Genomic DNA, 23,653 nt, shown 5'->3' on the forward strand with positions numbered 1-23,653 from the left:
GCGAACGAAGGACCCATATCGTGTCGAGGGCGGCCGCACACGGTCGTCAGCCTGCGGGATGACCCCCCGGTCCCCCACGTGGCGGACGGACCGGGCGGAAGGCGGCGTCCACGAGACCGGAGCGGTGGGCGACCACGGCGGCCTGGATGCGGTTGCGCAGGCCGAGCTTGTCCATGGCGGCGGCGATGTGCGTCTTGACGGTGGTGACGCCGACGTGCAGCTCCTCGGCGATCTCGGCGTTGGACAGGCCGGTGCCGACCAGGGCGAGCACCTCCAGCTCCCGCTCGGTCAGCCCGGACGGCGGCGGCGCGGCGGCCTGCTCCTCGGCGGCCAGGAAGCGTTCCACGACCCGGCGCAGCACCGAGGGGGCCAGCAGCTGCTCCCCCGCGGCGGCCCTGCGCACGGCGTCGACCATGCGTTCCGGCTCGTCGTCCTTGACCAGGAAGCCGACGGCGCCGGCGCGCAGGGCGGCGTGCACGTCGGCGTCCTCGGCGAAGGTGGTGAGCACGACCACGCGGGCGCCGGGGCGGGCCGCCAGCACCCGCCTGGTCGCCTCCAGGCCGTCGACGCGGGGCATGCGCAGGTCCATGAGGATGACGTCGGGCACGTGGCGTTCGGCCAGGCGGACGGCCTCGGCGCCGTCCTCGGCCTCGCCCACGACCTCCATGTCCCCCGCGGCCTGCAGCAGCATGCGCACGCCCGCGCGGACCAGCGCCTGGTCGTCGGCCACCAGGACGCGGATCACGCGGCGCTCCTGGCGGGCAGGCTGGCCAGCAGCAGCCAGCCGCCGTCGCCGTCGGGGCCGGCGCTGAGGGTGCCGCCGAGGGCGCGCACCCGCTCGCGCATGCCGGCCAGGCCGCGGCCGGAGGAGGGCAGCCGCTCGATGGCGGTGGGCGGGCGGCCGTTGCGGATCTCGATGGACAGCCCTTCCTGCGCGGGGGCCACGGTGACGCGGACCCGGGTGCCGGGTCCGGCGTGTTTGAGCACGTTGGTGAGACCTTCCTGGACGATGCGCGCGGCGGAGGCGCGGGCGATGAGCGGGGCGCGGTCGCTGGCCGGGTCGAGGTCGAGGTCGACGACGAGGCCGGCGGCGGCCATGCGTTCGGCGGACTCGCGGACGACGTCGGCCGGGTTGGCCAGCAGGTCGGGGCCGCGGTCGGGGTCGCGCAGCAGGTCGAGCAGGTCGCGCAGGTCCTGCAGCACCTGGTGGCCGGTCTCGCGGATGTCGGACAGCGCGTCGGCGACCGGCCCGTCGGGCGCGGTGTAGCGGGCGGCGCTGGCGCGCAGCACCATGGCGCCGACGTGGTGGGCCACGATGTCGTGCACGTCGCGGGCGATGCGCTCGCGCTCGGCGAGCTGGTCGGCGCGCACCTGGGCGACCGCGAGCCGGGCCGACTCCTCGGCGCGCAGGCGTTCGGCGGCGGCGGCGGCCTGCCGCATGCCGAGGTAGCGGCCGATCGCGATGGGCGTGGCCACCAGCGTCATCAGCACGCCGACGCGGAGCGGGGTGATCTCGGTGCCGTCGCCGACGACGGCGATGGCGGCCAGCAGGCAGCCGGTGAGGTACGCGGCCCCCGTCCAGGCCCAGGAGGCGACGCGCATGGAGAACACGCCGATCGCGATGAGCGTGAGGATCAGGCAGGTGTTGACGGCGTCGTTGAGGTAGGTGTCGGCGGCGATCAGCAGCACCCCCTGCAGCAGCAGGACCAGGCCGGGCAGGCGCCGGGCGACGCCGAGCGACAGCCCGCCGACCACGGCCAGCAGGCCGATCACCCACACGGGCAGGGCGCCGCTGTGCCAGGAGGTCCAGGTGCTGAGCACGGTGATGGCCACGCCGCCGGCGGCCAGCAGCGCGTCGGGCGTGACGTCGGGCTCCTCCAGGCGCTCGGCCGAGCTGCGCAGGTAGGCTCCGAGCACGGTGGGGAAGACGGGCAGCAGCACCGAGTACATCCAGGTGTTGCCGGTCATCGCGATGCCGGGGTCGGCGATGTTGACCGCCGTGGCCAGGACGGTGGCGCCCACGCCGGCCATGGCGGGCCGCGACGGGACGCGGAAGCCGACCACGCCGAGCGCGACGCAGATGAGGATCTGCGCGGTGTTGGAGGTGTAGGAGCCGAGCTGGTCGCTGAGCACGAGGAAGGCGGCCAGGTAGAAAGTGACGGCCAGCGGCCGCCGCCGCACGAACCCCATGGGCAGGCCCACCAGGAGGGCCATGGGGATGTTCATCGCCGCCGGCAGGTACGCGGTGTCGCCCGCGTGGGCCGTCGTCAACAGGTCCAGCCCCACGCCTGATGCCGCGAGCAGGACATCGAGCGGCACACCACGCCAACGCATGGCCTCACGCTATCCACCCTCGGCCGATACCTGATCCTCCGCGCGGAGGACCCCGTCTCCTCCTACTGGCCGCAGGTTCGTCCAGAGGGGGGAGCGCAGAGGGTGATCTTCCCGATACGTTCGAGGCCATGTCCAACGACACCGCAATGTTCCTCGGCCAGTTCCTGCGCGCCCCCGCCGTGATCGGCGCCGTCGCCCCGAGTTCGCGCCGGCTGGCCGCCGCCGTCTGCGCGCCGGTCCCGGAGCGCGGCGAGCCGACCGTGGTGGAGCTCGGGCCGGGCACGGGCCCGTTCACGGCGGAGATCCAGCAGCGGCTGGCCGGGCGCGGCCACCACCTGGCCGTCGAGGTGAACGAGCGGCTGGCGAGGCTGCTCGCCGCACGGTTCCCCGCCGTGGACGTGGCCCACGCGGACGCGGCGCGCCTGGGCGAGCTGCTGGCCGGGCGCGGGCTGAGCCACGCCGACGTCGTGGTGAGCGGCCTGCCGTGGGCGGCCTTCCCCACGGGGCTGCAGCACGAGCTGCTGGACGCGGTGACGTCGGTGATGAGCCCCGGCGCGGCCTTCACCACCTTCTCCTACATCCACGCCATCCCGCTCAGCTCGGCCCGGCGGTTCCGGGCGCTGCTGGCCGAGCGGTTCGAGGAGGTCGTGCCCGGACGCACGGTGTGGCGCAACACGCCGCCGGCCTTCGTCTTCCACGCCCGCAGACCTCGACCCTGAACAGAACGAACTTCTACGATGGCGTGATGGATTTCACCCTTCCCGAGAGCGCCCAGGCCGTCCAGCGCGGCGTCGCCGAGATCTGCGCCCGCTACGACCTCGACTACTGGCAGCGGTGCGAGAGCGACAAGCGCTGGCCGGAGGAGGTCTGGGCCGACCTGGCCAAGGGCGGCTGGCTGGGCCTGGCCGTGCCGGAGGAGTACGGCGGGGGCGGGCAGGGGCTGCTGGAGCTGGCGGTGGCCACCGAGACGCTGGCGAGCTCGGGCGCGGCGGGCGGCTCGGCCTTCACGTACGTGCTCACCCCCGGCTTCGGCGCGCTCACCCTGGCCCGGCACGGCACCGCCGAGCAGCGGGCCGAGCTGCTGCCCCGGCTGGCCACGGGCGAGGTCGAGACGTGCTTCGCCCTGACCGAGCCGGACGCCGGCTCCAACTCGCTGGCGATCACCACCTCGGCCCGCCGCGACGGCGGCGACTACGTGCTCAACGGCCAGAAGATCTGGATCACCGGCGTGCAGCGCGCCACCTGGATGCTGCTGGTGACCAGGACGGTCCCGGCGGCCGAGGCCAGGCCGCGCACCCACGGGCTGACCGTGTTCCTGGTGAACGTGCCCGAGGCGGTCGCCGCCGGGCAGCTGTCCTTCCGGCCGATCCCCAAGATGGGCGCCAACACCACGCCGTCCAACATGGTGTTCGTCGACGACCTGCGGGTGCCCGCCACCAGCGTGGTCGGCGAGGTGGACGGCGGCGCGGCCGTGCTGTGGGACGTCCTCAACCCCGAGCGGGTGCTGCTGGCCGCCTCCGCGCTGGGCGGCGCCGAGGTGGCGCTGCGGGTGGCGGTCGGCTACGCCAAGGAGCGCGAGGTGTTCGGCCGCCCGATCGGCGCCAACCAGGCCATCGCGTTCCCGCTGGCGCAGGTCAAGGCCAAGATCGAGCTGGCGCGGCTGATGCTCTACAAGGCGGCCTGGTCCTTCGACCGGCGGCTGCCGTGCGGCACCGAGGCCAACATCGCCAAGCTGACCGCCTCCCAGGCCGCGTGGGAGGCGGCCGACGCCGCGTTCCAGACGCACGGCGGCATGGCGTACTCGCTGGAGTACCCGGTGGCCAGGTTGCTGGCCGACGCCCGTATCGGAAGGGTGGCACCCGTGACGGAGGAGCTTCTGCTCAACTACCTCGCGACACAGGTGCTCGGGTTGCCCCGGAGTTTCTGACGGACCTCAGGCCCTGCCCGTCGCCTTGCGGATCACGTCACGGGCCCTGTCCATGATCGCGGCGGGCGGGCCCGCCAGCAGGTTCTTCGGCTCGGTCTCGACGCCGGCGTGCGGGTGCGTGGGCGCGAGCGCCTCGGCGGCCTTGACGCCGATCGCCATCGCGTGCAGCTCCTTCTCACCGGCGGCCTGCCTCAGCCTGGGGAACTCCTCGCGTTCCTCGGCCTCGGCGTGCTCGACGACGGCCTTGCGCAGCGTGGCCAGGTTGGCCGCGAACTGCGGGTCGTCGACGCCCGCCCGCTCCATCAGGGTGAGCATGTCCTTGGCCGCGTTCTCCTCGGCCAGTCGCTCGTCCACCAGGTCGTCGCCGTCGTCGACGTGGCGGCGCGCGTACGGGTGGACGATCTCCTCCTCTGCTGTCTCGTGGACGGCCAGCAGGCGCACCAGCCTCTGGAAAGCCGCTGCTTTGTCCTCGGGGGCAGCGTTCTCGACCTCCGTGAACTGGCTCTTGATCTGCTCGTGCTGGCGCACCAACAGGTCGACCACATCGTTGTCCGTCATGAGGGTGCGCCTACCCCGGGCCCGGACAAGCACACGCGCCCGGCTCAGCCGAAGGAGGGCGGCCGCTTCTCGCGCACCGCGCGCACGCCCTCGACCACGTCGGGGCCGGTGAAGCCGAGGAACTCCATCGCCAGCGAGGCGTCGAAGGACGGGCCGGCCAGGCGCAGCCAGTTGTTGAGCGAGTACTTGGTCAGCCGGATCGCCTCCTGGGAGCCCTGGGCGAGCCGGACCGCGATCTCCATCGCCTTGTCGTGCACCTGGTCGTCGTCGACGCACAGGCTGACCAGGCCCATGCGCTCGGCCTGCTCGCCGGTGACGGGCTCGCACAGCAGCAGGTGGTACTTGGCCTTGGCCATGCCGCACAGCAGCGGCCAGATGATCGCGGCGTGGTCGCCGGCGGCGACGCCGAGCCGGGTGTGGCCGTCGATGATGCGCGCGGTGCGGCCGGCCACCGAGACGTCGGCCAGCAGCGCCACCGCGAGCCCGGCGCCCACGGCCGGGCCCTGGACGGCCGAGACGATGGGCTTGGAGCAGTTGAGCACGTTGTAGACGATGTCGCGGGCCTCGGCGAACACGCGCATCCGGGTGGCGTGGTCGCGGGTCATCTCCTCGATCATCGACAGGTCGCCGCCGGCCGAGAACGCCGTGCCCTCGCCCCTGACCACGATCGCCCGGACGGAGTCGTCGCGGTCGGCCTCGCGCCAGATCTCGCTCAGCTCGCGGTGGCCGGTCATGTCGACGGCGTTGAGCCTGCCGGGCTCGCTGATCGTGACACGCAGCACGCCCTCGGCCGGGGTGTCGAGCTTGAGCTTGGTGAAGGTCACAGGTGCTCCCGCAGGCGGTCGGCGATGTACTGCCTGGCCTCGGCCGCCTGGTCGAACAGGCCGGGCAGGCCGAAGAAGCCGTGGATCGCGCCGTCGAACCTGCGCGCCTCCACCGGCACGCCGGCGTCGGCCAGGCGGCGGGCGTAGTGTTCGCCCTCGTCCCTGAGCACGTCGCACTCGGCGGTCAGGACGGTGGCCGGCGGCAGGCCGGTCAGGTCGGCGATGCGCAGCGGGCTCAGCAGCGGGTCGGCGGGGTCGGCGCCGGACGCGTAACGCTCGGCGAACCAGGCCATCTCGGCGGCGTCGAGCCCGAAGCCCTTGGCGTAGACGTGGTAGCTCGGGGTGTCCATGGCCGTGTCGAGCACCGGGTAGACCAGCGCCTGGTGGGCCAGCCGGATGCCGGACCCGGCGGCCCGCCAGGCGGCGACGGCGGCCAGGTTGCCGCCCGCGCTGTCGCCGACGACGGCCACGCTGCCGTTGCTCTGGTAGAAGGCGGGTCTGGCGAAGACGTCGCGCACGACGGTCCAGGCGTCGTCGGCGGCGGCCGGGAAGGGGTGTTCGGGGGCCAGCCGGTAGTCGGCCGAGACGACCACGGCGCCGGTGCGCAGGGCCAGGTCGCGGCCGAGCGCGTCGTTGCGCCTGACGCTGCCGAAGACCCAGCCGCCGCCGTGGAAGTAGACCACGACGGGCAGCAGGCCGTCGCCGGGGTCGGCGCGGTAGATGCGGATCGGCACGTCGCCGGCGAGCTCGTCGCGGACGAACGGGAGTTTGGTCAGCGGCCCCCGCTGGGCCGCGAAGCCGTCGTGCGCGCGCATCTCCTGGATCGTGGCCAGGTCGAGCGTGGCCAGGTCGGCGTTGAGGTCCGACGGGTAGAGGGCGACGTAGTCCCGCGCCTGGGGGTGCAGCGGCATGAGCGCAGCCTAGCGGGCCGCCTCGACGAACGCATCGAAGAGCCGATTGTCCCCGCCGCGTTCGGGATGCCACTGGACGCCGACGCAGAACCGGTGGCCCTGGAGCTCGACGCCCTCGACGATCTGGTCGTCGGCCCAGGCGACCGCGAGCAGGCCGCTGCCCAGGCGGCGCACGGACTGGTGGTGCGGCGCGACCGCCTCGACGTGGTCGCCGACGGCCTTGCCGAGCCTGCTCGACACGCTCACCTGGATGTCGTGCGCCGCGCCCGGCTCGCCGTGCCGCCCGTGGCCGAGCACCTCGGGCAGCCACGGGATCAGCGTGCCGCCCTGGGCGACGTTGAGGACGTGCAGGCCGCGGGCGATGGCCAGGATCGGCAGGCCGGCCCGGACGGCGGCCCTGGCCAGGGCCAGCTCGTACCGGTCGCGGTGGGCCTGCGGCTCGGGCGCGCGCTCGTCGTGCCCGCCGCCGTAGGTGGCGGCGCCGAGGCCCGCGCCGCCGGCCAGCAGGACGCCGGACAGGCCGCCGACGTGGTCGCCGGCGACATGGGGGTCGAGCGGCGGCAGCAGCACCGGCGCGCCGCCGGCCCGCTCGACCGCCTTGGCGTAGGACGGCGGTGACAGCACGGCCTCGCGCACCCAGTCGCCCCAGCGGGCGGCCTCCAGGTAGGCGGTGATGCCGATGAGCGGTCGGGACATGCGGATCTCCAGGGGCGGGTCAGGGCAGGCGGGAGGCCGTCCCGGCGGTCAGCCGGGCCTCGCCGGGCCGGGGTGGAGGACCGCCATGGCGGGATGTTACGCCTGCGCCGTCCGGCGGGAAACAGCGGAAACCGAAAGACGAAAATCACTTTTATTCGTTTTCTCCGCCGGAAAAGCCCATATCGCAATTGGGGTGAATCGGTTGTGACGCATCAGAGGTGGTGTAAGACTCATTTCCGAGCGCGCCGGATGTGCCGGGGCACGCAGCGCGTTCACGACCCGGAGCCGTCAGGAGGTGGCCGACGCGGCCGGAATCGATTTTCCGGTCCAATGGGGTGGGGTTGAGTGCATGTCGTTGAATCCGCGACTGGTGAAGGAGAGCTTCTCACTCGTCGAGCCCGTGGCCGACAAGGCGACCGCGTACTTCTACGGGCGGCTGTTCGCCGCGAGCCCGCACCTGCGGGGGATGTTCCCGCCCGCGATGGACGTCCAGCGCGACCGGCTGTTCGGCGCGCTGACCCGGATCGTGTGGAGCCTGGACAGCCCGGACGGCCTGGCCGCCTACCTCGGCCAGCTCGGCAGGGACCATCGCAAGTACGGCGTGCTCGCCGAGCACTACACGGCCGTCGGCACCGCCCTGCTGGCCACGATCCGGCGCTTCGCCGCCGAGGTGTGGAACGACGAGATCGAGGCGGCGTGGGTGTCGGCGTACACGGCGGCGGCGAACCTGATGATCGAGTCGGCCGAGTCGCAGGCGGGCCTGTCGCCGGCCTGGTGGCCGGCCGAGGTGGTCGACCACGAGCTGCGCCGTCCCGACATCGCGGTGATCACGCTGCGGCCCGCGCAGCGGCTGCCGTACACGGCGGGCCAGTACGTCACCGTCCAGACCGCGCGCTGGCCGCGGGTGTGGCGCACGTTCTCCATCGCCAACGCGCCGCGCCCGGACGACACGGTCACGCTGCACGTGCGCTCGGTGCCGGGCGGCTGGGTGTCCACGGCGCTGACCAGGCACACCAGGATCGGCGACACGGTCATGCTCGGGCCGCCGATGGGCTCGATGACGCCGCGCGAGCACAGCGCCCGCGACCTGCTGTGCGTGGCCGGCGGCACCGGGCTGGCACCGCTGAAGGCGATCGTCGAGCACGTCATCGCCTCGGGCCGCCGGCCGCGGATCCACCTGCTGCACGGCGTGCGCACCGCCGACGAGCTGTACGACCTGCCCGACCTGCTGGCGATGCAGGCGTCCTTCCCGTGGCTGCAGGTGCTGCCGGTGGTCTCCGGCGACCCGTCCTACGCCGGGATGCGCGGCCACCTGCCCGAGGTGACCGCGCGCTTCCACTCCTGGCGCGAGCACGACGTGTACGTCTGCGGCCCGGGCGGCATGGTGGACGCCACCGTGCGCCGCCTGCGGGACGACGGCGTGCCGCTGTCGCGCGTCCACCGCGACGTCGTCCCGGGCGAACGCTAGGACGCGCTCCCGGAAGGTACGGTCAGGAGGCCGCCGGGTCGCGGCGGAAGGCGGCGGCGGTCTCCTCGTCGGCCGGCCAGAACGTCTCGATGGCCAGCTCCGAGACGGTCACGTCCATCGGCGTGCCGAAGGTGGCGATGGTGGTGAACATCGACAGCACGCGGTCGCCGTCGGCGATGCGCAGCGGCAGCAGGATGTCCCCCGGTCCGGGCACGTGGGCCACGTTGAGGTTGACGCCGGGGTAGGTGTAGGCGGCCAGCTCGTCGTGCAGCTCGGCAAGGCGGCCGTCGGCCGACGCCTCGGCCTGCCTGCGGAGCTGGTGCAGCAGGTACGCGCGGACCTCGGCCAGGTTCAGCAGCCTGCCGCCCATCGCGTCGGGGTGCAGCGACAGCCGCATCACGTTGACCGGCTCGGCCAGCAGCTCGGCGGGCACGCCCGCCATGAACATGGCGGCCGCCGAGTTGGCCGCCACCAGGTTCCAGGCCGCGTCCACCACCAGCGCCGGGTACGGCTCGTGCCCGGCCAGGATCTTGTCCAGCGCCTGGCGCACGACGGCCATCTCCGGGGCGCGCACCTCGCGCTCGGGGAAGACCGGCGCGAACCCGGCGGCGACCAGCAGCCGGTTGCGGTGGCGCAGCGGCACGTCGAGCTCCTCGGCCAGCCGCATCACCATCTCGCGGCTGGGCCGGGCGCGGCCGGTCTCCAGGAAGCTGACGTGCCGGGAGGAGACGTCGGCCTCGATGGCCAGGTCGAGCTGGCTCACCCGGCGCCGCTGCCGCCACGAACGCAACAAATCACCAAAAGTCTCTTCTTGTATCGCTAGTGCTCCCATGTCAGGAAATCTAGCGGTGAGAGGGAAGTATCACGATTACCTGCCGGGTAATGCCCTGACTGTCCCGGCCGTCCGCGGGCGGCCGGGCGGCCGGCGTGCGGCAAATCTCCCAGTCCTCGGCACCGCCGCCGCGCGCGTGGCACGATGGCGGCAAGCGAACATGGGAGCGATGCTATGAGTGACGCAGTCCTCGCGATCGGCACCCGCAAGGGCCTGTTCCTCGCCCGTTCGGCGGGCGGCGGCCCGTTCGAGATCGAGCCGATCCGGTTCTCCACGGTCGCGGTGCCCTCGGTGGCCATCGACACCCGGGGAGGCGCACCCCGGTTGCTGGCCGGCATCGAATACGGCCATTTCGGTCCGTCCGTCATGTACTCCGACGATCTCGGCGAATCGTGGGGCGAGGCGCCCCAGCCGCCCATCGCCTTCCCCGACAAGACCGACGCGACGCTGGCCCGGGTGTGGCAGCTCACGCCCTCGCCGTCGGAGCCGGGCGTGGTGTGGGCCGGCGTCGAGCCGGCCGCGCTGTTCCGCTCGGAGGACAACGGCGTCAGCTACCGGCTGGTCGAGGGCCTGTGGGACCATCCGCACCGGCCGCGATGGCAGCCGGGCGGCGGCGGGCTGTGCCTGCACACGATCGTGCCCCACCCCACCGACCCCGAGGTCATGGGCATCGCGATCTCGGCGGCCGGCTTCTACCGCACCCGCGACGGCGGCATGTCGTGGGAGGCCGCCAACCAGGGCATCCGGGCGCCGTTCCTGCCCGAGGGGCAGCAGTATCCCGAGTTCGGGCAGTGCGTGCACAAGGTCTGCCTCGACCCCGCCCGGCCCGACCGGCTCTACCTCCAGCACCACTTCGGCGTCTACCGCAGCGACGACTTCGGCGGGAGCTGGCACGACATCGGCTCCGCGCTGCCCTCCGACTTCGGCTTCCCCATCGTGGTCCACCCCACCCGCCCCGACACGATCTTCGTGCTGCCGCTGACGGCCGACGTCGACCGCACCCCGGTCGGCCACCGCTACCGGGTCTGCCGCAGCCAGGACGCCGGCGCCACCTGGCAGGAGCTCGGCGAGGGCCTGCCCGAGGGCCCCGTGCACGCCACCGTGCTGCGCGACGCGATGACCGCCTCCCCCGCCGGGCTGTTCTTCGGCACCCGCGACGGCGAGGTCTACTGCTCGCGCGACGACGGCGAGAGCTGGTCGCAGGTCGCCCGGCACCTGCCCGACGTGCTGAGCGTGCGCGCGGCGGTGCTCTGACCGATGGCCAGGTCATTCACCAAGCCCGTGACGATGGTCGTGTTCGTGCTGCCCAGCTCGCTGCGGCGGTGGGTGAGCGGGCGCACCGAGGTGAAGGTGTTCGCGGTCGGCGCCGACCGCGACTCCCCGCCCACGCTCGGCTCGGCGCTCGACATGCTGCGGCGCACCCATCCGCTGCTGGAGGAACGGCTGCGCGACGACTACGGCCGCATCCGCCGGCACATCAGCATGATCGTGTGCGGGGAGAACGCGCGCGGGCTCGGCGGCCTGGACTGCGCCCTGCCGCCGGGCGCCGAGGTCTACGTGCTGCCCGCGCTCGCCTGACGCCTCAGACCTTGCGCCAGCCCGGCACCCAGGCCCCGTCCTCGACGACATAGTCGCCGAACAGGGCGGGCGCCTCCTTGCGCATGAGCTCGCCGATGCGCTGGAACAGCAGGCGGATCTCCTCCTCCGCGCCGACGGCGGTGCGGGCCTCGATCGTGTGCCGCAGCGTGCGCACGTTGGCCGTCCAGACCAGGCCGGTGGCCAGGCCCTCGGGGGCGAAGCGGCGCATGAACGACGTGCGGTGCTTCTTCTCCGAGAACGGCACGCCCTCCTCGTCGAGGCCGAAGTGCCCGGCCATCCAGAGCTGGAACTGCTCCAGCTGCTCCAGCACGGCCGTGGCCCGCTTCATCAGCTCCGGGTCCTGCTGGGCCCACTCGGGGAACCAGAACGGCAGCTCGTCGAGCCGGACGAAGCGCAGCGACTCCTGGGAGATGGCCACGCCGGGCCGGTGGCGCACCAGCTCGTGCGTCAGGACGCGGCTGACGTTGTGCAGCACGAAGCTGAAGCTGACGTGTTCGAGGACCGAGCCGTGCGCGCTGGCCAGGATGTTGCGCAGGTAGTCGTCCTGGTTCTCCCTGATGCGCACCACGTTGGGGTTGAGGCCCGGCTCGAAGGAGCGGTAGCACAGGCGGCCGGCGAACTCGGCGAGGTTCTGGGCGTCGAGGTCGCCGCGGTCGAGCCGCTCCAGCCAGCTCTCGCCGCCGACCTCGCCCAGGTAACGGGCGAGCTCGTCGTAGTCAAGCTCAGGACGGGCGACGATGAAGACCTCGGGTTCGACACTGCGCATAAGGGAGCCCCCCGCTCGGGTTCTGTGGTTTGTGACGGGCTCAAGCAAACCAGCTCGCGGGGCTGCGCGCGACTCGGCGCCCGCCGTCCCCCTCCGGAGGGCACGGCGGGCGCCGGGCGGACGCCCTGCCAGGTCAGCAGCGGTGCGCGGGCCTGTCGCGCGTCACCAGGTCGGTGTCCCCGGCGGTCCCGTCCAGCCACAGGACGCGGCCCGCCGCGCCGGCGGCGAACAGCGCCTGCTCCCCGCGGTTGCAGGAGTAGCGCTCAAGGGCCCCGCCGGCGACCGGAACCTGGTAGATCTTCGTCAGGTTCGCGTTCTCCAGCGTGGTCCCGTCGGGCTGCACGCCGACGGTCACCCGCGACTCGCTCGCGTCGAGCCAGGTGGCGTACGGCGCCTGCGGCCCGTCCGGCACGACCGGCGTCCGGCCGGTGCCGTCCAGGGCGGCCCGCATGACGCCCATCCGGCCGTCGCGGTCGGCGTCGTAGAGCCAGACGACGTGCCCGGCGGTCAGCGACGGATAGACCGACAGCGACGGGATCGCGCCGGCCGGCGGCACCTCGGGCACCACGACCTCCTTGCCGGTCGCCAGGTCGTGCACGACGGGCGTGCTGTGACCGCCGCCGGAGCCGAAGCTCACCCGCACGTAGACGAGCCGGCCGCCGGTGATCGAGGGCATGTACCCGGCCACGCCCTTGCCGTCGGTGAGGTTGACCGGGGCGGCGTTCCCGCGCTTGAGCCACATCTCGACCTCGCCGGTCGCGGGGTCCTCGCCGGACCAGGCCACGGCGTCGCCCGAGACCGCGGCGGCGTAGACGTAGCCGGTGGTCTCGTGCAGGACGGTGGACGGCGCCGAGGCGTCGAGCGGCCGGGCGCGGACCTGGAAGCGGCCGGCCTCGGGGTCGAGAGCGACCCACACCGCGCGCCTGCCGTCGGTGGCGGGCGTCCAGTCCCAGCGGCCGTCGTCGGACACGGTGGTCGCGGGGCCGCCGCCGACGCGCCCGGTCCGGATGACGGTGGGGCCGTTCGCGTCGGGGGTGCTGTCGGTGACGGCGTACCGGTCACCGGCCAGGGCGGGCGGGTCGATGGCGTCGGTGAGGCCGTCCAGGACGACGCGGCTGTCGGTGCGGATCAGCCGCTCCCAGCCGGGCCTGATGCCGTGCCGCTCGAAGGCCAGCGCGATCGCCAGCCGGTCGCGCGCCGGCAGGCGGGCGGCGCGGGCGGCAGACTCGACGGCGCGGCGGCCGTCGGCGAAGTCGTCGAGCGGGGTCATGTACTCGGTCAGCGCCTTGTAGACGATCTTGTCGAAGCCGGCGCCGAGCCGCTCCCTGACGTCCCACAGGGCGCCGGAGAAGATCGTGGAGTTGAGGTGCACGCCGCCGGCGTCGATCGCGGTGGTGACGCCGAGGTAGTCCTCGGCGGCGTCGCGGTCGTCGTCCAGGTCGCGGGTGGCGCACTGGGCGGGCGGCAGGCTCTTGCACAGGTCCTCGCCGAGCAGGCTGGCGTCGGGGTCGCTCATCGGGATGCCGAGCGCGCCGGTCTGGATGGCGTTGCCGAAGTAGTCGGCCAGGCCCTCGTTCATCGCGCCCGACTGGCCCTGGTAGACCAGGTCGGCGCTGTGGGTGATGACGCCGTGGGTCATCTCGTGGCCGACGACGTCGAGGCCGGCGGCGAAGGAGTGCAGGTCGGCGCCGCCGCCGCCGTAGACCATCTTGGTGCCGTCCCAGAAGGCGTTCTCGAACGGGCTGCCGTAGTAGGTGACATTGACGACCGAGTACATCGTGCCGCCCTTGCCGTCGAGCCCGTCGCGGCCGAGCCCCTTGTAGTACTCGTAGACCTTGCCGGCGCCCCAGTGGGCGTCCACGGCGCCGCTGCCGGTGTGCTCGGGGCCGAAGGCGGGCGTGGGCGACTTGGCGAGCTCGGTGCCCGCCGGCACGCCGGGTTCGAGGAACTGCTGCACGTCGGCGCCGGCGGCGTCGTAGCTGAGGATCTCGCCAGTGGCGCCGTTCCACATCGGGCGGGCGCGGTCGCGCAGCTCGTACGCGCCGTCGGCCCGCTGGTAGGCGTTGAGCGGGACGGTCCTGCCGTGCGCGGTCTGCCCGCTGCCGGTCGCCGGGCCCTCCATGCGCAGCCGGTCCAGGGCGAACAGCGGCCGGCCGGAGTGGGCGTCCACGTAGGCGTCCAGCAGGACGGGCCGCTTCCTGGCCGCGTCGGCGCCGGTCAGGGTGACGTGCCAGGCCAGCACGCCCGTGCCGCGCGGCAGCACGACGAGCTCGCCGGGCGTGGCCTTGACCGTGGCGCGGACCTGGTCGTCCCGGACGAGCCGGGCGCGGGCCAGCCGGGCCGCCAGCGCGGGGGTGACCGTGGGCGTGGTGTTCACGTCGAGCTCGGTGAGGAAGCGGCCGCCGGCGCCGGTGACCTCGCGGTCCGCGCCGTCCTTGCGGAAGCGGACCAGGTACTGGGCGCCGAAGACGGGCAGGTTCCGGTACCGCTGGGCGAACCTGACGGTCTCGTCCTGGCCGTTCACGACCGTGCGCAGGGGCACCAGGTCGGCGGGGTCGAGGTGGTAGCGCGGGTCGGCCAGGTGGGCCTTGGCCGCGGCGACGGGGTCCGGCGCGGCGGCGGGCTCGGCCAGCCCGCTCACCTCGGCGGGGGCCCGGGTGCCGGCCCGGGACTCCACCTGCGGCTGCGGCGGGTCGTCGGCCGCCGCGACACCGGGGACGGCCAGCGCGAGTGACAGGGCTGCGGCCGTGAGGGCCAAGGGACGCCAGGACACGACACCTCCAGGTGTGGCGTAGGGGTTCTGGCGCCCACGATCATCACAGCAATATTGACAAACAGACAAATCACAATTTGATTACCGGAAATGCAAATTTCCGATTAGCGCATGAAATGTCGCGAATTAATGGCATTCCGTCACGGCCACAACGCGCACCGCCGCCACCGGCGGCGTCCGGCCCACCAGGCGGGGCCCCTTTGAGCCGCCACCGGCGGGCGGCCGTCAGAGGCGGTACACCCGGCGGGCGTTGCCCGAGCCGATCATGTGGGCGATCCTGGCCGCGTCGGCCGGGCTCCACTCCCCCGCCTCCAGCCGGGCCAGCAGGGCCGCGCCCAGCGCCTGCCGGTGGTACAGGGCGCCGAGGTAGCCGCTCTCGGCCACGCCGCGGCAACCGGAGCTGAACAGCTGCTTGTGGAACGGCGCCAGCTCCAGCAGTTCGTCCATGACGCGGGCCGAGGCGGCGGCGGTGTGCGGCAGGGCCGGGCCGACGTCGACGTAGACGTGCGGGTAGACGCCCGCCAGGTAGGCGGCGGTGCGGTGGTAGGGGTAGCAGTGGAGCAGGATGACCGGCACGCCGAGGGGCTGCAACGCGTCCATGAGGGCGCTCAGCCGGGCCGGGTCCGTACGGTGCAGGTCGGGGCCGCGCCCGCCGAACCCGGCCTGGAACTGCACCGGCAGCCCCCGCTCGCGGGCCACGTCGATCGCGCTCCACAGCAGGTGGCGCAGCAGCACCGGGTCGGTCAGCGGCCGTTTGGGGTCGGCCAGGCGGCGGTTGGCCCCGGCGATGACCGAGCCGGTGCTCGGCCTGGCCGGGTCGAAGTCGAGCCCGCAGCGGGCCGCGACGACCGTCTTGAGCCCGACCGCCCTGGCGGCCCTGGCCGACAGCTCGTCGGCCAGGCCGTCGAGGTAGTCGACGGCGAGCTGCGCCGACTCGGCGACGTCCTGCTCGATCTGCTCGATCCGGACGATCTCGTCGGCGGCGGCCCCGCCGTGGCGGCCCATTTCGGCCGCCGACAGCAGGTCGATGTCCTCGTCCCCGGTGTCCACCAGGAACGCCACCACCCCCGCCCCGGCCAGCAGGCGCCGGTTGACCTCTCCGGCGCCCAGCTCGGCCCGCCGGGCGAGGTAGACGGCCGGCGGCGCGTGCGGCTCCAGGCCGAGCAGCGGGGCGCACCAGCGGCGCAGGCTCAGGCCGAACGGCGAGTCGAAATGCGTGGTGCCGGGCGGGGCCGGGGCGCCGCCGGCGTTGATCAGCGGCTCGAACTGGGCCCGGGTCAGGTCGTCCCGGCGAACCCCGTGACAGTGGTGGTCGACGAGCGGGGCGAGCAGCGCGTCACGCACCGTGTCGGGCAGGGCTACGGGGAGCATGCGGAGACTCTAGGGGAGCCCCGCACGCCCCCGCGGACGTTTTGCCCTACGACAGGAACACCCTGCCCCTTCCCAGACGAACCGGCGCGGGTCAGCGCCGGGTGAGCCGCAGCACGTTCGCGATGATCTTCGCGCCCGCGCCGCCCTCCTGGGTGAGGATCGACTCGGGGTGGAACTGCACGGCGAAGCGCCGCCGCTCGACGTCCTCGATGGCCATGACGTTGCCGTCGGGCGTGAGCGCGGTCGGGGTGAAGCCGACCACGCCGGGCCGCTTGGCGTGCAGCGAGTGGTAGCGGGCCGCGGTGAACTCCTCGGGCAGCCCCTCCAGCAGCGCGCTGTCGCCGAGGCGGCTGACCTGGCCGCGCTTGCCGTGCTCGGGATAGTCGAGCAGCTCCAGCGAGCCGCCGGCGTGCTCGACCATGGCCTGCAGGCCCAGGCAGACGCCGAAGACGGGCAGGTCGCGGGCGTAGATCTCGTCGATGAGCGCCGCCATGCCGAAGTCGGACGGCCAGCCGGGGCCGGGCGAGAGCACGACCAGGTCGGGCGCGACGTCGTCGATGGTGCGGGCCGGGAAGCCGTGGCGCAGCGTCACCACGTCGGCCCCCTCCTGGCGGAAGTAGTCGGCCAGCGTGTTGACGAAGGAGTCCTCGTGGTCGACCAGCAGCACCTTCATGCCGGCCCCCCGCTGCTCCCTGACCACGGCGGGCGGGACGACGTCGGGCTGGTTGACCGCGGCCAGGGCGCCGAGCAGGGCGCTGGCCTTGAGCTCGGTCTCGCGCTCCTCGGCCTCGGGGTCGGAGTCGAACAGCAGGGTCGCCCCGGCCCGGACGGTGGCCACGCCGTTCTTGATCTGGGCGGTGCGCAGGGTCAGGCCGGTGTTCATGGAGCCGTCGAAGCCGATGAAGCCGATGGCGCCGCCGTACCAGCGGCGGGTGGTGGCCTCGTGGTCCTCGATGAACTGCATGGCCCACGTCTTGGGGGCGCCGGTGACGGTGACGGCCCACATGTGGGTGAGGAAGGCGTCGAGGGCGTCGAACTCGGGACGCAGGCGGCCCTCGATGTGGTCGACGGTGTGGATCAGGCGCGAGTAGAGCTCGATCTGGCGGCGGCCGATGACCTTGACCGTGCCGGGGACGCAGATGCGCGACTTGTCGTTGCGGTCGACGTCGGTGCACATGGTCAGCTCCGACTCCTCCTTGACGCTGCTCAGGAGGGTGCGGATGGCCTCGGCGTCCTCGACCGGGTTGCTGCCGCGGGCGATGGTGCCGGAGATGGGGCAGGTCTCGACGCGGTCGCCGTTGACCCGGACGTACATCTCGGGCGAGGCGCCCACGAGGTGCTCGCCGTCGCCGAGGCTGATGATGAACTCGTACGGCGCCGGGTTGCTGTGGCGCAGGCTGCGGTAGAAGGCCGACGGGTCGGTGCAGACGGCGTGGAAGACCTGGCCGGGCACGACCTCGAACAGGTCGCCGCGCTTGAACCGCTCCTTGGCGGCGGCCACGACCTTGGCGTACTCGCCGCGCACGGGGTCCTTCGGCAGCTCGCCGGGGACGACCTGCGGGACGGAGGTGCCGGTGCGCTCCAGGCCGCGGGTGGTGGCGCCGTCGACGGTGAACTCGTAGCGGTACTCGACGCTGGTCTCGCGCTGGCGGTCGATGACGACGATCCGGTCGGGCAGGTGGAGCACCAGGTCGCGCTGGTCGTCGGGACGGGCCAGCTCCTGCCGGATGGGCTCGAACTGGAAGGCCAGGTCGTAGCCGAAGGAGCCGTAGAGGCCGAGGTGGGGGTCGTCGCCCGCGAAGGCGGCGATGACCTCGCGGATCGCGGTGAACACGGTGGGCCGGCGGCTGCGCATCTCCTCCGGCAGCAGGTCCTCCGACTCCGGGACGTGCACCTCGACGCGGTCGGGCGTCGGCTCGCTGACCGGCTTGCCCGCGGCGAGCAGGCAGGAGGCCACGGCGGGCAGCACGACCCTGCCGCGCTCGTTGAGCGCGGTCGCCGAGATGACCCGCCCCTTGGCGACCAGCTCCAGGCAGGGGTCGACGTAGCCGAAGGCCCATCGGCTGTAGCGGCCCGGGTAGTCCATGCCCGACGAGAAGGCGCCGCCGCGCCGCTCGCCGAGCGCGGTCACGATCTCTTCGAGCGCCTCTTCCGACACGTCGCGTGCCTCGCGCTCGACGCCGACGCCCCCGGCGGTGGTATATCCGCTGCTCTCCACTTGCTGCCCCTTACCACGTCACATCATGAGGCCCCGGGGGCGGACACGAGAAAGGCCGCCATCCGGGGCGGCCGTCCTTTGAGAGGAATGCGAAAACGCGCCGCCTAGGAGCGGCGCCACCACTGGATCTGAGGGCGATTTCGCATGCCCCCAGGTTAACCGGCGGACCAAGATCGCGCAACGCGACACCCGCTCCGGCAGTGACAAACGGCAAGGAAAGGATCTAGCCTCGACGTCCATGGAACGGCCCTGGGCGTGGCGTCCGGTGACGGTGACCGCGGTCCTGACCGCCGGCGTGGCCCTCGCACTGAGCCCCTGGTACGGCTACCACCGCGACGAGCTGTACTTCCGCGTCCTGGCCGGCCACCCGGCCTGGGGGTACGTCGATCAGCCCCCGCTGACGCCGATGCTGGCCAAGGCGGCGCTCGGCCTGTTCGGCGACACGGTGACGGCGCTGCGGGTGTTCCCCGCGCTGGCCGCCGCGGTCGTGGTGGTGCTGGTGGCGCTGGTGGCGCGGGAGCTGGGCGGCGACCGGCTCGCCCAGACGATGGCCGCCGTGGGCGCGGCGACCGGGGCGTACACGCTGATCGCGGCGCACACGCTGCTGACGGTCAGCTTCGACCTGCCGCTGTGGACGGCGGCGATCCTGTTCGCGCTGCGGGCGCTGCTGCGCGAGCAGCCGCGCTGGTGGCTCGCGGCGGGCGCGGTGATCGGGCTGGCCACCTACAACAAGCACCTCATCGCGCTGCTGGTGCTGGGCCTGGCGGCGGGCCTGCTGATCGCCGGGCCGCGCCGGGCGCTGGGCAGCCCGTGGTTGTGGGGCGGCGCGCTGGTGGCCGCCGTGCTGGCCGCGCCGAACCTGATCTACCAGGCCACGCACGGCTGGCCGCAGCTGTCGATGGCCGCCGCGCTCAGCGCGGACAAGGGCGCCGAGATGCGGGCGCTGTTCGTGCCGATGCAGCTCACGCTGTTCGGGCCGGTGGTCTCGGTGATCGCGGCGCTGGGGTTCGTCCGGCTGTGGCGCGAGCGGCGGGCGCGGGCGCTGGCGGTGGCCTATCCGGTGACGGCGGTGCTGACGCTGGTCAGCGGCGGGCGCTTCGACTACACCGCGGGGCTGATCGTGGCGCTGTTCGCGGCCGGGTGCGTGAGCGTGTCGCGGGCGCGGGCCGGGCGGGTGCGCGCGGCGTGGGCGTTCCTCGCGGTCAACGCGGCGGCCTGCGCGGTGCTCGCGCTGCCGCTCGTGCCGGTCGGCGCGCTGGCCGCCACACCGGTGCCGGCGATCAACGAGGTGGCCCGCGAGTCGGTCGGCTGGCCGCGCTTCGCCGCCGCCGTCGGCGGCGTGCTGCAGGGGCTGCCGCCGGACGAGCGGGCCCGCGCGGTGGTCGTGACGGGCAACTACGGCGAGTACGGCGCCCTCGACCGGGCGGGCCTGACCCGCGTGTACTCCGGCCACAACCAGCTCTGGGCGTACGGCCCGCCGCCGGACGACGCGACCGTGGCGATCCTGGTGAACATGGGCGGACGGGCCCGCGCGCTGTTCGGCTCCTGCGAGCAGAAGGCCCGCGTGGACAACGGCGTGGACGTCGGCAACGAGGAGCAGGGCCTGCCGGTGTGGCTGTGCCGGGATCCCGTGCGGCCGTGGTCCGCCACCTGGCCGATGTGGCGACATTTCAGCTGACCACATTACATTTCGGGATTTTTCGGAGCTTGTTAGGATCAGCGCCCTTGCTTTCCCGACAGGATCTCTTCACCCTTCTCGACAGAGGCGGAAAGATCACCTCTTCCTCACCGTCGTGAACGTCGTGAAGGAGAGCACGTGCGCAACACCCTCACCTGGCGTGCGATCCTGACCGGGATCGTCACCGCCGCCGCCCTGGCCGTCCCCCAGGCCCCGGCGCACGCGGCGCCCGAACCCGGCAAGATCTCCCGGACCGTCCAGGCCGAGCTGGACAAGGACGGCAAGGCCACCTTCTGGGTCCGGATGAAGGGCACCGCCGACCTCGGGGCCGCCCGCCGGGCCGCCACCAAGCGGGCCCGGACGCAGCTCGTCTACCAGGCCAAGACCGAGCGGGCCAGGACCTCGCAGGCCGGGCTGGTCAAGCTGCTGGACGCCCAGAAGGCCGACTACACCTCGTACTGGATCGTCGACGCCGTCCGGGTGACCGCGGACGCCAAGCTGGCCTCGGCGATCAGCGAGCTGCCCGAGGTGGACCGGATCGACCCGGTCACCGTCGTCGCGCTGCCCAAGCCCGTGACCGGCCGGGCCGAGCCCCGGGCCGGCGCGGTCGAGTGGAACGTCGACCGCGTCGGCGCCCCGCGGGTGTGGAGCGAGCTGGGCGACCGGGGCGAGGGCATCGTGGTCGCCTCGATCGACTCCGGCGTCCAATACGACCATCCCGACCTGGCCGCGAGCTACCGGGGCAGGAACCCCGACGGCTCCTACACCCACGACTACAACTGGTTCGACCCGGCGCGCATCTGCCCGTCGGCGGCGCCGTGCGACAACAACGGCCACGGCACGCACGTCATGGGCACGATGGCGGGCGCGAACGGCATCGGCGTGGCGCCCGGCGTGCGCTGGATCGCCGCCAAGGGCTGCGAGGTCAACACCTGCACGGACGCCTCGCTGCTGGCCGCCGGCCAGTGGGTGCTGGCCCCGACCGACCTCAACGGCGGCAACCCGCGTCCCGACCTCGCGCCGGACATCGTCAACAACTCCTGGGGCGGCAACGGGTTCGACCCCTGGTACGTCGAGACCGTCCAGGCGTGGGTGGCCGCGGGCATCTTCCCCGCCTTCGCCAACGGCAACGAGGGCCCGGCCTGCCGCACCAGCGGCTCCCCCGGCCAGTACGCGATCAGCTACAGCGCCGGCGGCTTCGACGTCAACAACGTCCTGTACGGCAGGTCGAGCAAGGGCGAGGGCCAGGACGGCGAGATCAAGCCGAACATCGCGGCCCCCGCGGTGAACGTGCGCTCCTCGGTCCCGGACGACGACTACGACTCCTACACCGGCACCTCGATGGCCTCGCCGCACGTGGCCGCCACGGTGGCGCTGATCTGGTCGGCCGCGCCCCGGCTCCAGGGCGACGTGGCCGCGACCCGGCCGCTGCTGGACCGCACGGCGATCGACGTGGCCGACACGAGCTGCGGCGGCACCGCGGCCGACAACAACGTCTGGGGCGAGGGCCGCCTGGACGCCTACGCCGCCGTCCAGGCCGCGCCGGACGAAGGGCTGGGCGAGCTGCGCGGCACGGTCACGGCGGCGGGCGAGCCGGTGCCGGGCGTGACGGTCAAGGTGACCGGGCCGCTGGCGCGCGCGGTGGTCACCGGCCAGGACGGCACGTACACGATCCCGCGCCTGCTGCCCGGCGAGTACGCGCTGACGGCGGAGAAGTTCGGCTACGACCGCGGCAGCGCCACGGCCACGGTGACCGCCGAGCAGGTCACGACCGGCGACGTGGCGCTCACCCGGCAGCCGTCCGGCACGCTGTCGGGCACGGTCAGCACGGCCGGTGTGCCCGAGGCGGGCGCGACCGTGGCCGCCGGCGGCACGCCGGTGAGCGCGGTCACCGACGCCTCCGGCCGGTACACGATGACGCTGCCGCGCGGGACGTACACGCTGACGGTCACCCCGGTCTCGCGCTGCTCCAGCGGCGCGAGCGCGCAGGTCGCCGTGGACGGGGACACCGTCAAGGACGTGGAGCTGCCGCTGCGCGGCGACGGCTTCGGCTACACCTGCCGGGCGGCGGCGCAGCCGTACGTCGCCGGGACCGAGAGGCTGGCGCTGACCGGCGACGACGAGGCCGTGCAGGTGACGCTGCCGTTCGCGGTCCCGTTCTACGGCACCGGGCAGTCGAAGGCGTGGATCAGCACGAACGGGTTCGTCACCTTCGCCGCCGACCGGGTCACCACGGGCAGCAACAGCCGCCTGCCGGGCACGGGCACGCCGAACAACGCGGTCTACCCGTACTGGGACGACCTGAAGGTGGACGCCGAGGCGGGCGTCTACACCGGCGTCGTGGGCACGGCCCCGCACCGCCAGTACGTCGTGGAGTGGCGCAACGTCACCTTCTACAGCGGGACCGGCGAGCGGGTGTCGTTCGCGGCGCTGCTGGGCGAGGACGGCTCGGTCTCCTTCCGGTACAAGGACGTCGAGAGCGAGCGCGACCAGGGCTCCAGCGCCACGGTCGGCATCGAGAACGCGGCCGGCACGGACGCGCTGCTGTACTCCTACGAGGAGGCCGCGCTGGCCACCGGCCGCGGCGTGACGTTCACCGCGAGCCGGCACGGCCTGGTGACCGGCGTGGTCACCGACGCCAACGACGGCGAGCCGCTGGCCGGGGCGTCGGTGAAGCTGGGCGACGCGGCCTCGTTCACGACCGGCGCGGACGGGTCGTTCTTCGGGCAGGTCCCGGCGGGCGACTACGACGTGGTGGTGGCCAAGGAGAACTACGGCACCTTCACCAAGCCGGTCACGGTCGCGCCCGGCACGCTGACCAGGATCGACACCGCCCTGGTCACCGGCCGGGTGAGCGCCTCGGCCGCCGAGCTGACCGCGGTCATGCCCGCCGGGGCGACCAGGACGCGCACGCTGGAGCTGACGAACCTGGGCTCCCCCACCGCCTACACGGTGACCAGTGACGCCGACTGGGCGTCGGTCACGCCGCAGGCGGGCGAGCTGGCCAGGGGCCAGAAGGCGACGCTGCGGGTGACGCTCTCCGGCGCCGGGGTGACGCCCGGCGGGATGCGCACCGGCAAGCTGGTCGTCAAGTCGGCCAGCGGGCGGCAGCCGGCCATCGAGATCAAGGTGACCGTGGTGGTGCCCAAGTTCCAGGTGGCCGTGGACGCCGGCGGGACGAAGGCGCTGACCGACGCCGACGGCGACGCCTGGACGCCCGACCGCCGCTGGGCCCAGGGCGGGTACGGCTACGTGGCGACCTCCTCCAAGACGGCGAGCACGTCCAGGACCATCGCGGGCACCGCCGACCAGGCGCTGTTCCGGACGGCCAGGGAGGGCATGCTGGAGTACCGGTTCGACGGCGTGCCCGCCGGGACGTACACGGTGGAGCTGGACTTCGCCGAGGTGAAGAGCACGCAGATGGGCAAGCGGGTCTTCGACGTCCTCGTCGAGGGCCAGCTCGCGATCCCGGCGCTGGACCTGGCGCTGGAGGCGGGCACGTACACGGCGGTGGCCAGGCAGTACACGGTGAAGGTGACCGACGGTCAGCTCAACGTGCGCTTCGCCGCCCGGCAGGGGGCCACGCTGGTCAACGGCGTGCGCGTCTCCGAGCGCCCGGACAAGGCGCTGCCCTGACCGTCCGGGGTCCCGCCGTTCCTGGTACGGCGGGACCCCGGGCCGCCGGCCGGATCAGCGGC

At 73.3% G+C, this 23,653-nt stretch carries 18 protein-coding genes; 7 read left to right on the top strand and 11 right to left on the bottom strand.

All coding sequences use genetic code 11. The annotated features are described in order from the left end of the window. Nucleotides 1-46 precede the first annotated feature (46 nt). Nucleotides 47-745, bottom strand: coding sequence for a response regulator (locus tag ACIBQ8_RS07400; RefSeq protein WP_397174044.1), 699 nt, complete (start codon nucleotides 743-745; stop codon nucleotides 47-49). Further along, nucleotides 742-2,334, bottom strand: a complete 1,593-nt coding sequence (locus tag ACIBQ8_RS07405; protein ID WP_397174042.1) for a sensor histidine kinase — start codon at nucleotides 2,332-2,334, stop codon at nucleotides 742-744. The genes ACIBQ8_RS07400 and ACIBQ8_RS07405 overlap by 4 nt, the downstream gene beginning before the upstream one ends. A 128-nt stretch (nucleotides 2,335-2,462) precedes the next feature. On the opposite strand from ACIBQ8_RS07405, the gene ACIBQ8_RS07410 reads away from it, so the two are divergent. Both ACIBQ8_RS07410 and ACIBQ8_RS07415 read left to right on the top strand, forming a co-directional pair. After that, on the top strand, nucleotides 2,463-3,053 hold the full coding sequence (locus ACIBQ8_RS07410; protein WP_397174040.1) for a class I SAM-dependent methyltransferase: 591 nt from the start codon (nucleotides 2,463-2,465) through the stop codon (nucleotides 3,051-3,053). A 26-nt stretch (nucleotides 3,054-3,079) separates the two neighbouring features. Continuing rightward, nucleotides 3,080-4,261 carry an acyl-CoA dehydrogenase family protein gene (locus ACIBQ8_RS07415; protein ID WP_397174038.1) on the top strand — a complete coding sequence of 394 codons (1,182 nt, stop codon included), beginning with the start codon at nucleotides 3,080-3,082 and terminating at the stop codon, nucleotides 4,259-4,261. A gap of 6 nt (nucleotides 4,262-4,267) precedes the next feature. On the opposite strand, the gene ACIBQ8_RS07420 is transcribed toward ACIBQ8_RS07415, so the two are convergent. The 4 genes from ACIBQ8_RS07420 to ACIBQ8_RS07435 are packed head-to-tail and all read right to left on the bottom strand — an operon-like array spanning nucleotide 4,268 to nucleotide 7,250. Next, on the bottom strand, nucleotides 4,268-4,819 hold the full coding sequence (locus tag ACIBQ8_RS07420; protein WP_397191454.1) for a hemerythrin domain-containing protein: 552 nt from the start codon (nucleotides 4,817-4,819) through the stop codon (nucleotides 4,268-4,270). Between the two features lie 44 nt (nucleotides 4,820-4,863). After that, a complete protein-coding gene (locus ACIBQ8_RS07425; RefSeq protein WP_397174034.1) occupies nucleotides 4,864-5,643 on the bottom strand; it encodes an enoyl-CoA hydratase/isomerase family protein in 780 nt (259 codons plus the stop codon). Then, nucleotides 5,640-6,554 carry an alpha/beta hydrolase gene (locus tag ACIBQ8_RS07430; RefSeq protein ID WP_397191455.1) on the bottom strand — a complete coding sequence of 305 codons (915 nt, stop codon included), beginning with the start codon at nucleotides 6,552-6,554 and terminating at the stop codon, nucleotides 5,640-5,642. Before ACIBQ8_RS07430 ends, ACIBQ8_RS07425 begins: the two co-directional genes overlap by 4 nt. Nucleotides 6,555-6,563: 9 nt before the next feature. Next, on the bottom strand, nucleotides 6,564-7,250 hold the full coding sequence (locus ACIBQ8_RS07435; protein WP_397191456.1) for a gamma-glutamyl-gamma-aminobutyrate hydrolase family protein: 687 nt from the start codon (nucleotides 7,248-7,250) through the stop codon (nucleotides 6,564-6,566). 349 nt (nucleotides 7,251-7,599) lie between these two features. Here ACIBQ8_RS07435 and ACIBQ8_RS07440 point away from each other — a divergent pair, with 349 nt between their 5' ends. After that, nucleotides 7,600-8,718 carry a globin domain-containing protein gene (locus tag ACIBQ8_RS07440; RefSeq protein WP_397174028.1) on the top strand — a complete coding sequence of 373 codons (1,119 nt, stop codon included), beginning with the start codon at nucleotides 7,600-7,602 and terminating at the stop codon, nucleotides 8,716-8,718. A gap of 22 nt (nucleotides 8,719-8,740) precedes the next feature. Here ACIBQ8_RS07440 and ACIBQ8_RS07445 read toward each other — a convergent pair whose 3' ends face one another. Beyond that, a complete protein-coding gene (locus ACIBQ8_RS07445) occupies nucleotides 8,741-9,511 on the bottom strand; it encodes a helix-turn-helix transcriptional regulator (RefSeq protein ID WP_358009331.1) in 771 nt (256 codons plus the stop codon). A gap of 213 nt (nucleotides 9,512-9,724) precedes the next feature. Here ACIBQ8_RS07445 and ACIBQ8_RS07450 point away from each other — a divergent pair, with 213 nt between their 5' ends. Together ACIBQ8_RS07450 and ACIBQ8_RS07455 are read left to right on the top strand one after the other, a co-directional pair. After that, nucleotides 9,725-10,804 (top strand): WD40/YVTN/BNR-like repeat-containing protein, encoded by a 1,080-nt coding sequence (locus ACIBQ8_RS07450; protein WP_397174026.1) that lies wholly within the window; start codon nucleotides 9,725-9,727, stop codon nucleotides 10,802-10,804. A 3-nt stretch (nucleotides 10,805-10,807) separates the two neighbouring features. Beyond that, nucleotides 10,808-11,128 carry a hypothetical protein gene (locus tag ACIBQ8_RS07455; RefSeq protein ID WP_352330107.1) on the top strand — a complete coding sequence of 107 codons (321 nt, stop codon included), beginning with the start codon at nucleotides 10,808-10,810 and terminating at the stop codon, nucleotides 11,126-11,128. Nucleotides 11,129-11,132: 4 nt separating this feature from the next. Here ACIBQ8_RS07455 and thyX read toward each other — a convergent pair whose 3' ends face one another. The 4 genes from thyX to ACIBQ8_RS07475 form a co-directional block, all read right to left on the bottom strand. Next, nucleotides 11,133-11,915: an FAD-dependent thymidylate synthase gene (gene thyX, locus ACIBQ8_RS07460; RefSeq protein ID WP_352350875.1), complete on the bottom strand. Its 783-nt coding sequence runs from the start codon at nucleotides 11,913-11,915 to the stop codon at nucleotides 11,133-11,135. A 133-nt stretch (nucleotides 11,916-12,048) separates the two neighbouring features. Then, entirely contained in the window at nucleotides 12,049-14,688 is a 2,640-nt protein-coding gene (locus tag ACIBQ8_RS07465; protein WP_397191457.1) for a M4 family metallopeptidase, read from the bottom strand. A 225-nt stretch (nucleotides 14,689-14,913) separates the two neighbouring features. Continuing rightward, the gene (locus ACIBQ8_RS07470) at nucleotides 14,914-16,059 is read right to left on the bottom strand and encodes an amidohydrolase family protein (protein ID WP_397174022.1); all 1,146 of its coding nucleotides are present in this window, start codon (nucleotides 16,057-16,059) and stop codon (nucleotides 14,914-14,916) included. Nucleotides 16,060-16,150: 91 nt separating this feature from the next. After that, nucleotides 16,151-18,277 carry an anthranilate synthase component I gene (locus ACIBQ8_RS07475; protein ID WP_397191458.1) on the bottom strand — a complete coding sequence of 709 codons (2,127 nt, stop codon included), beginning with the start codon at nucleotides 18,275-18,277 and terminating at the stop codon, nucleotides 16,151-16,153. A gap of 238 nt (nucleotides 18,278-18,515) precedes the next feature. Here ACIBQ8_RS07475 and ACIBQ8_RS07480 point away from each other — a divergent pair, with 238 nt between their 5' ends. Then, a complete protein-coding gene (locus ACIBQ8_RS07480) occupies nucleotides 18,516-19,955 on the top strand; it encodes a glycosyltransferase family 39 protein (protein WP_397174018.1) in 1,440 nt (479 codons plus the stop codon). 138 nt (nucleotides 19,956-20,093) lie between these two features. Next, nucleotides 20,094-23,591 (top strand): S8 family serine peptidase, encoded by a 3,498-nt coding sequence (locus ACIBQ8_RS07485; RefSeq protein ID WP_397191459.1) that lies wholly within the window; start codon nucleotides 20,094-20,096, stop codon nucleotides 23,589-23,591. Nucleotides 23,592-23,653 lie beyond the last annotated feature (62 nt).

The organism is Nonomuraea sp. NPDC049646 (assembly GCF_044465525.1).
In the GTDB taxonomy this organism is placed as follows: Bacteria; Actinomycetota; Actinomycetes; order Streptosporangiales; family Streptosporangiaceae; genus Nonomuraea.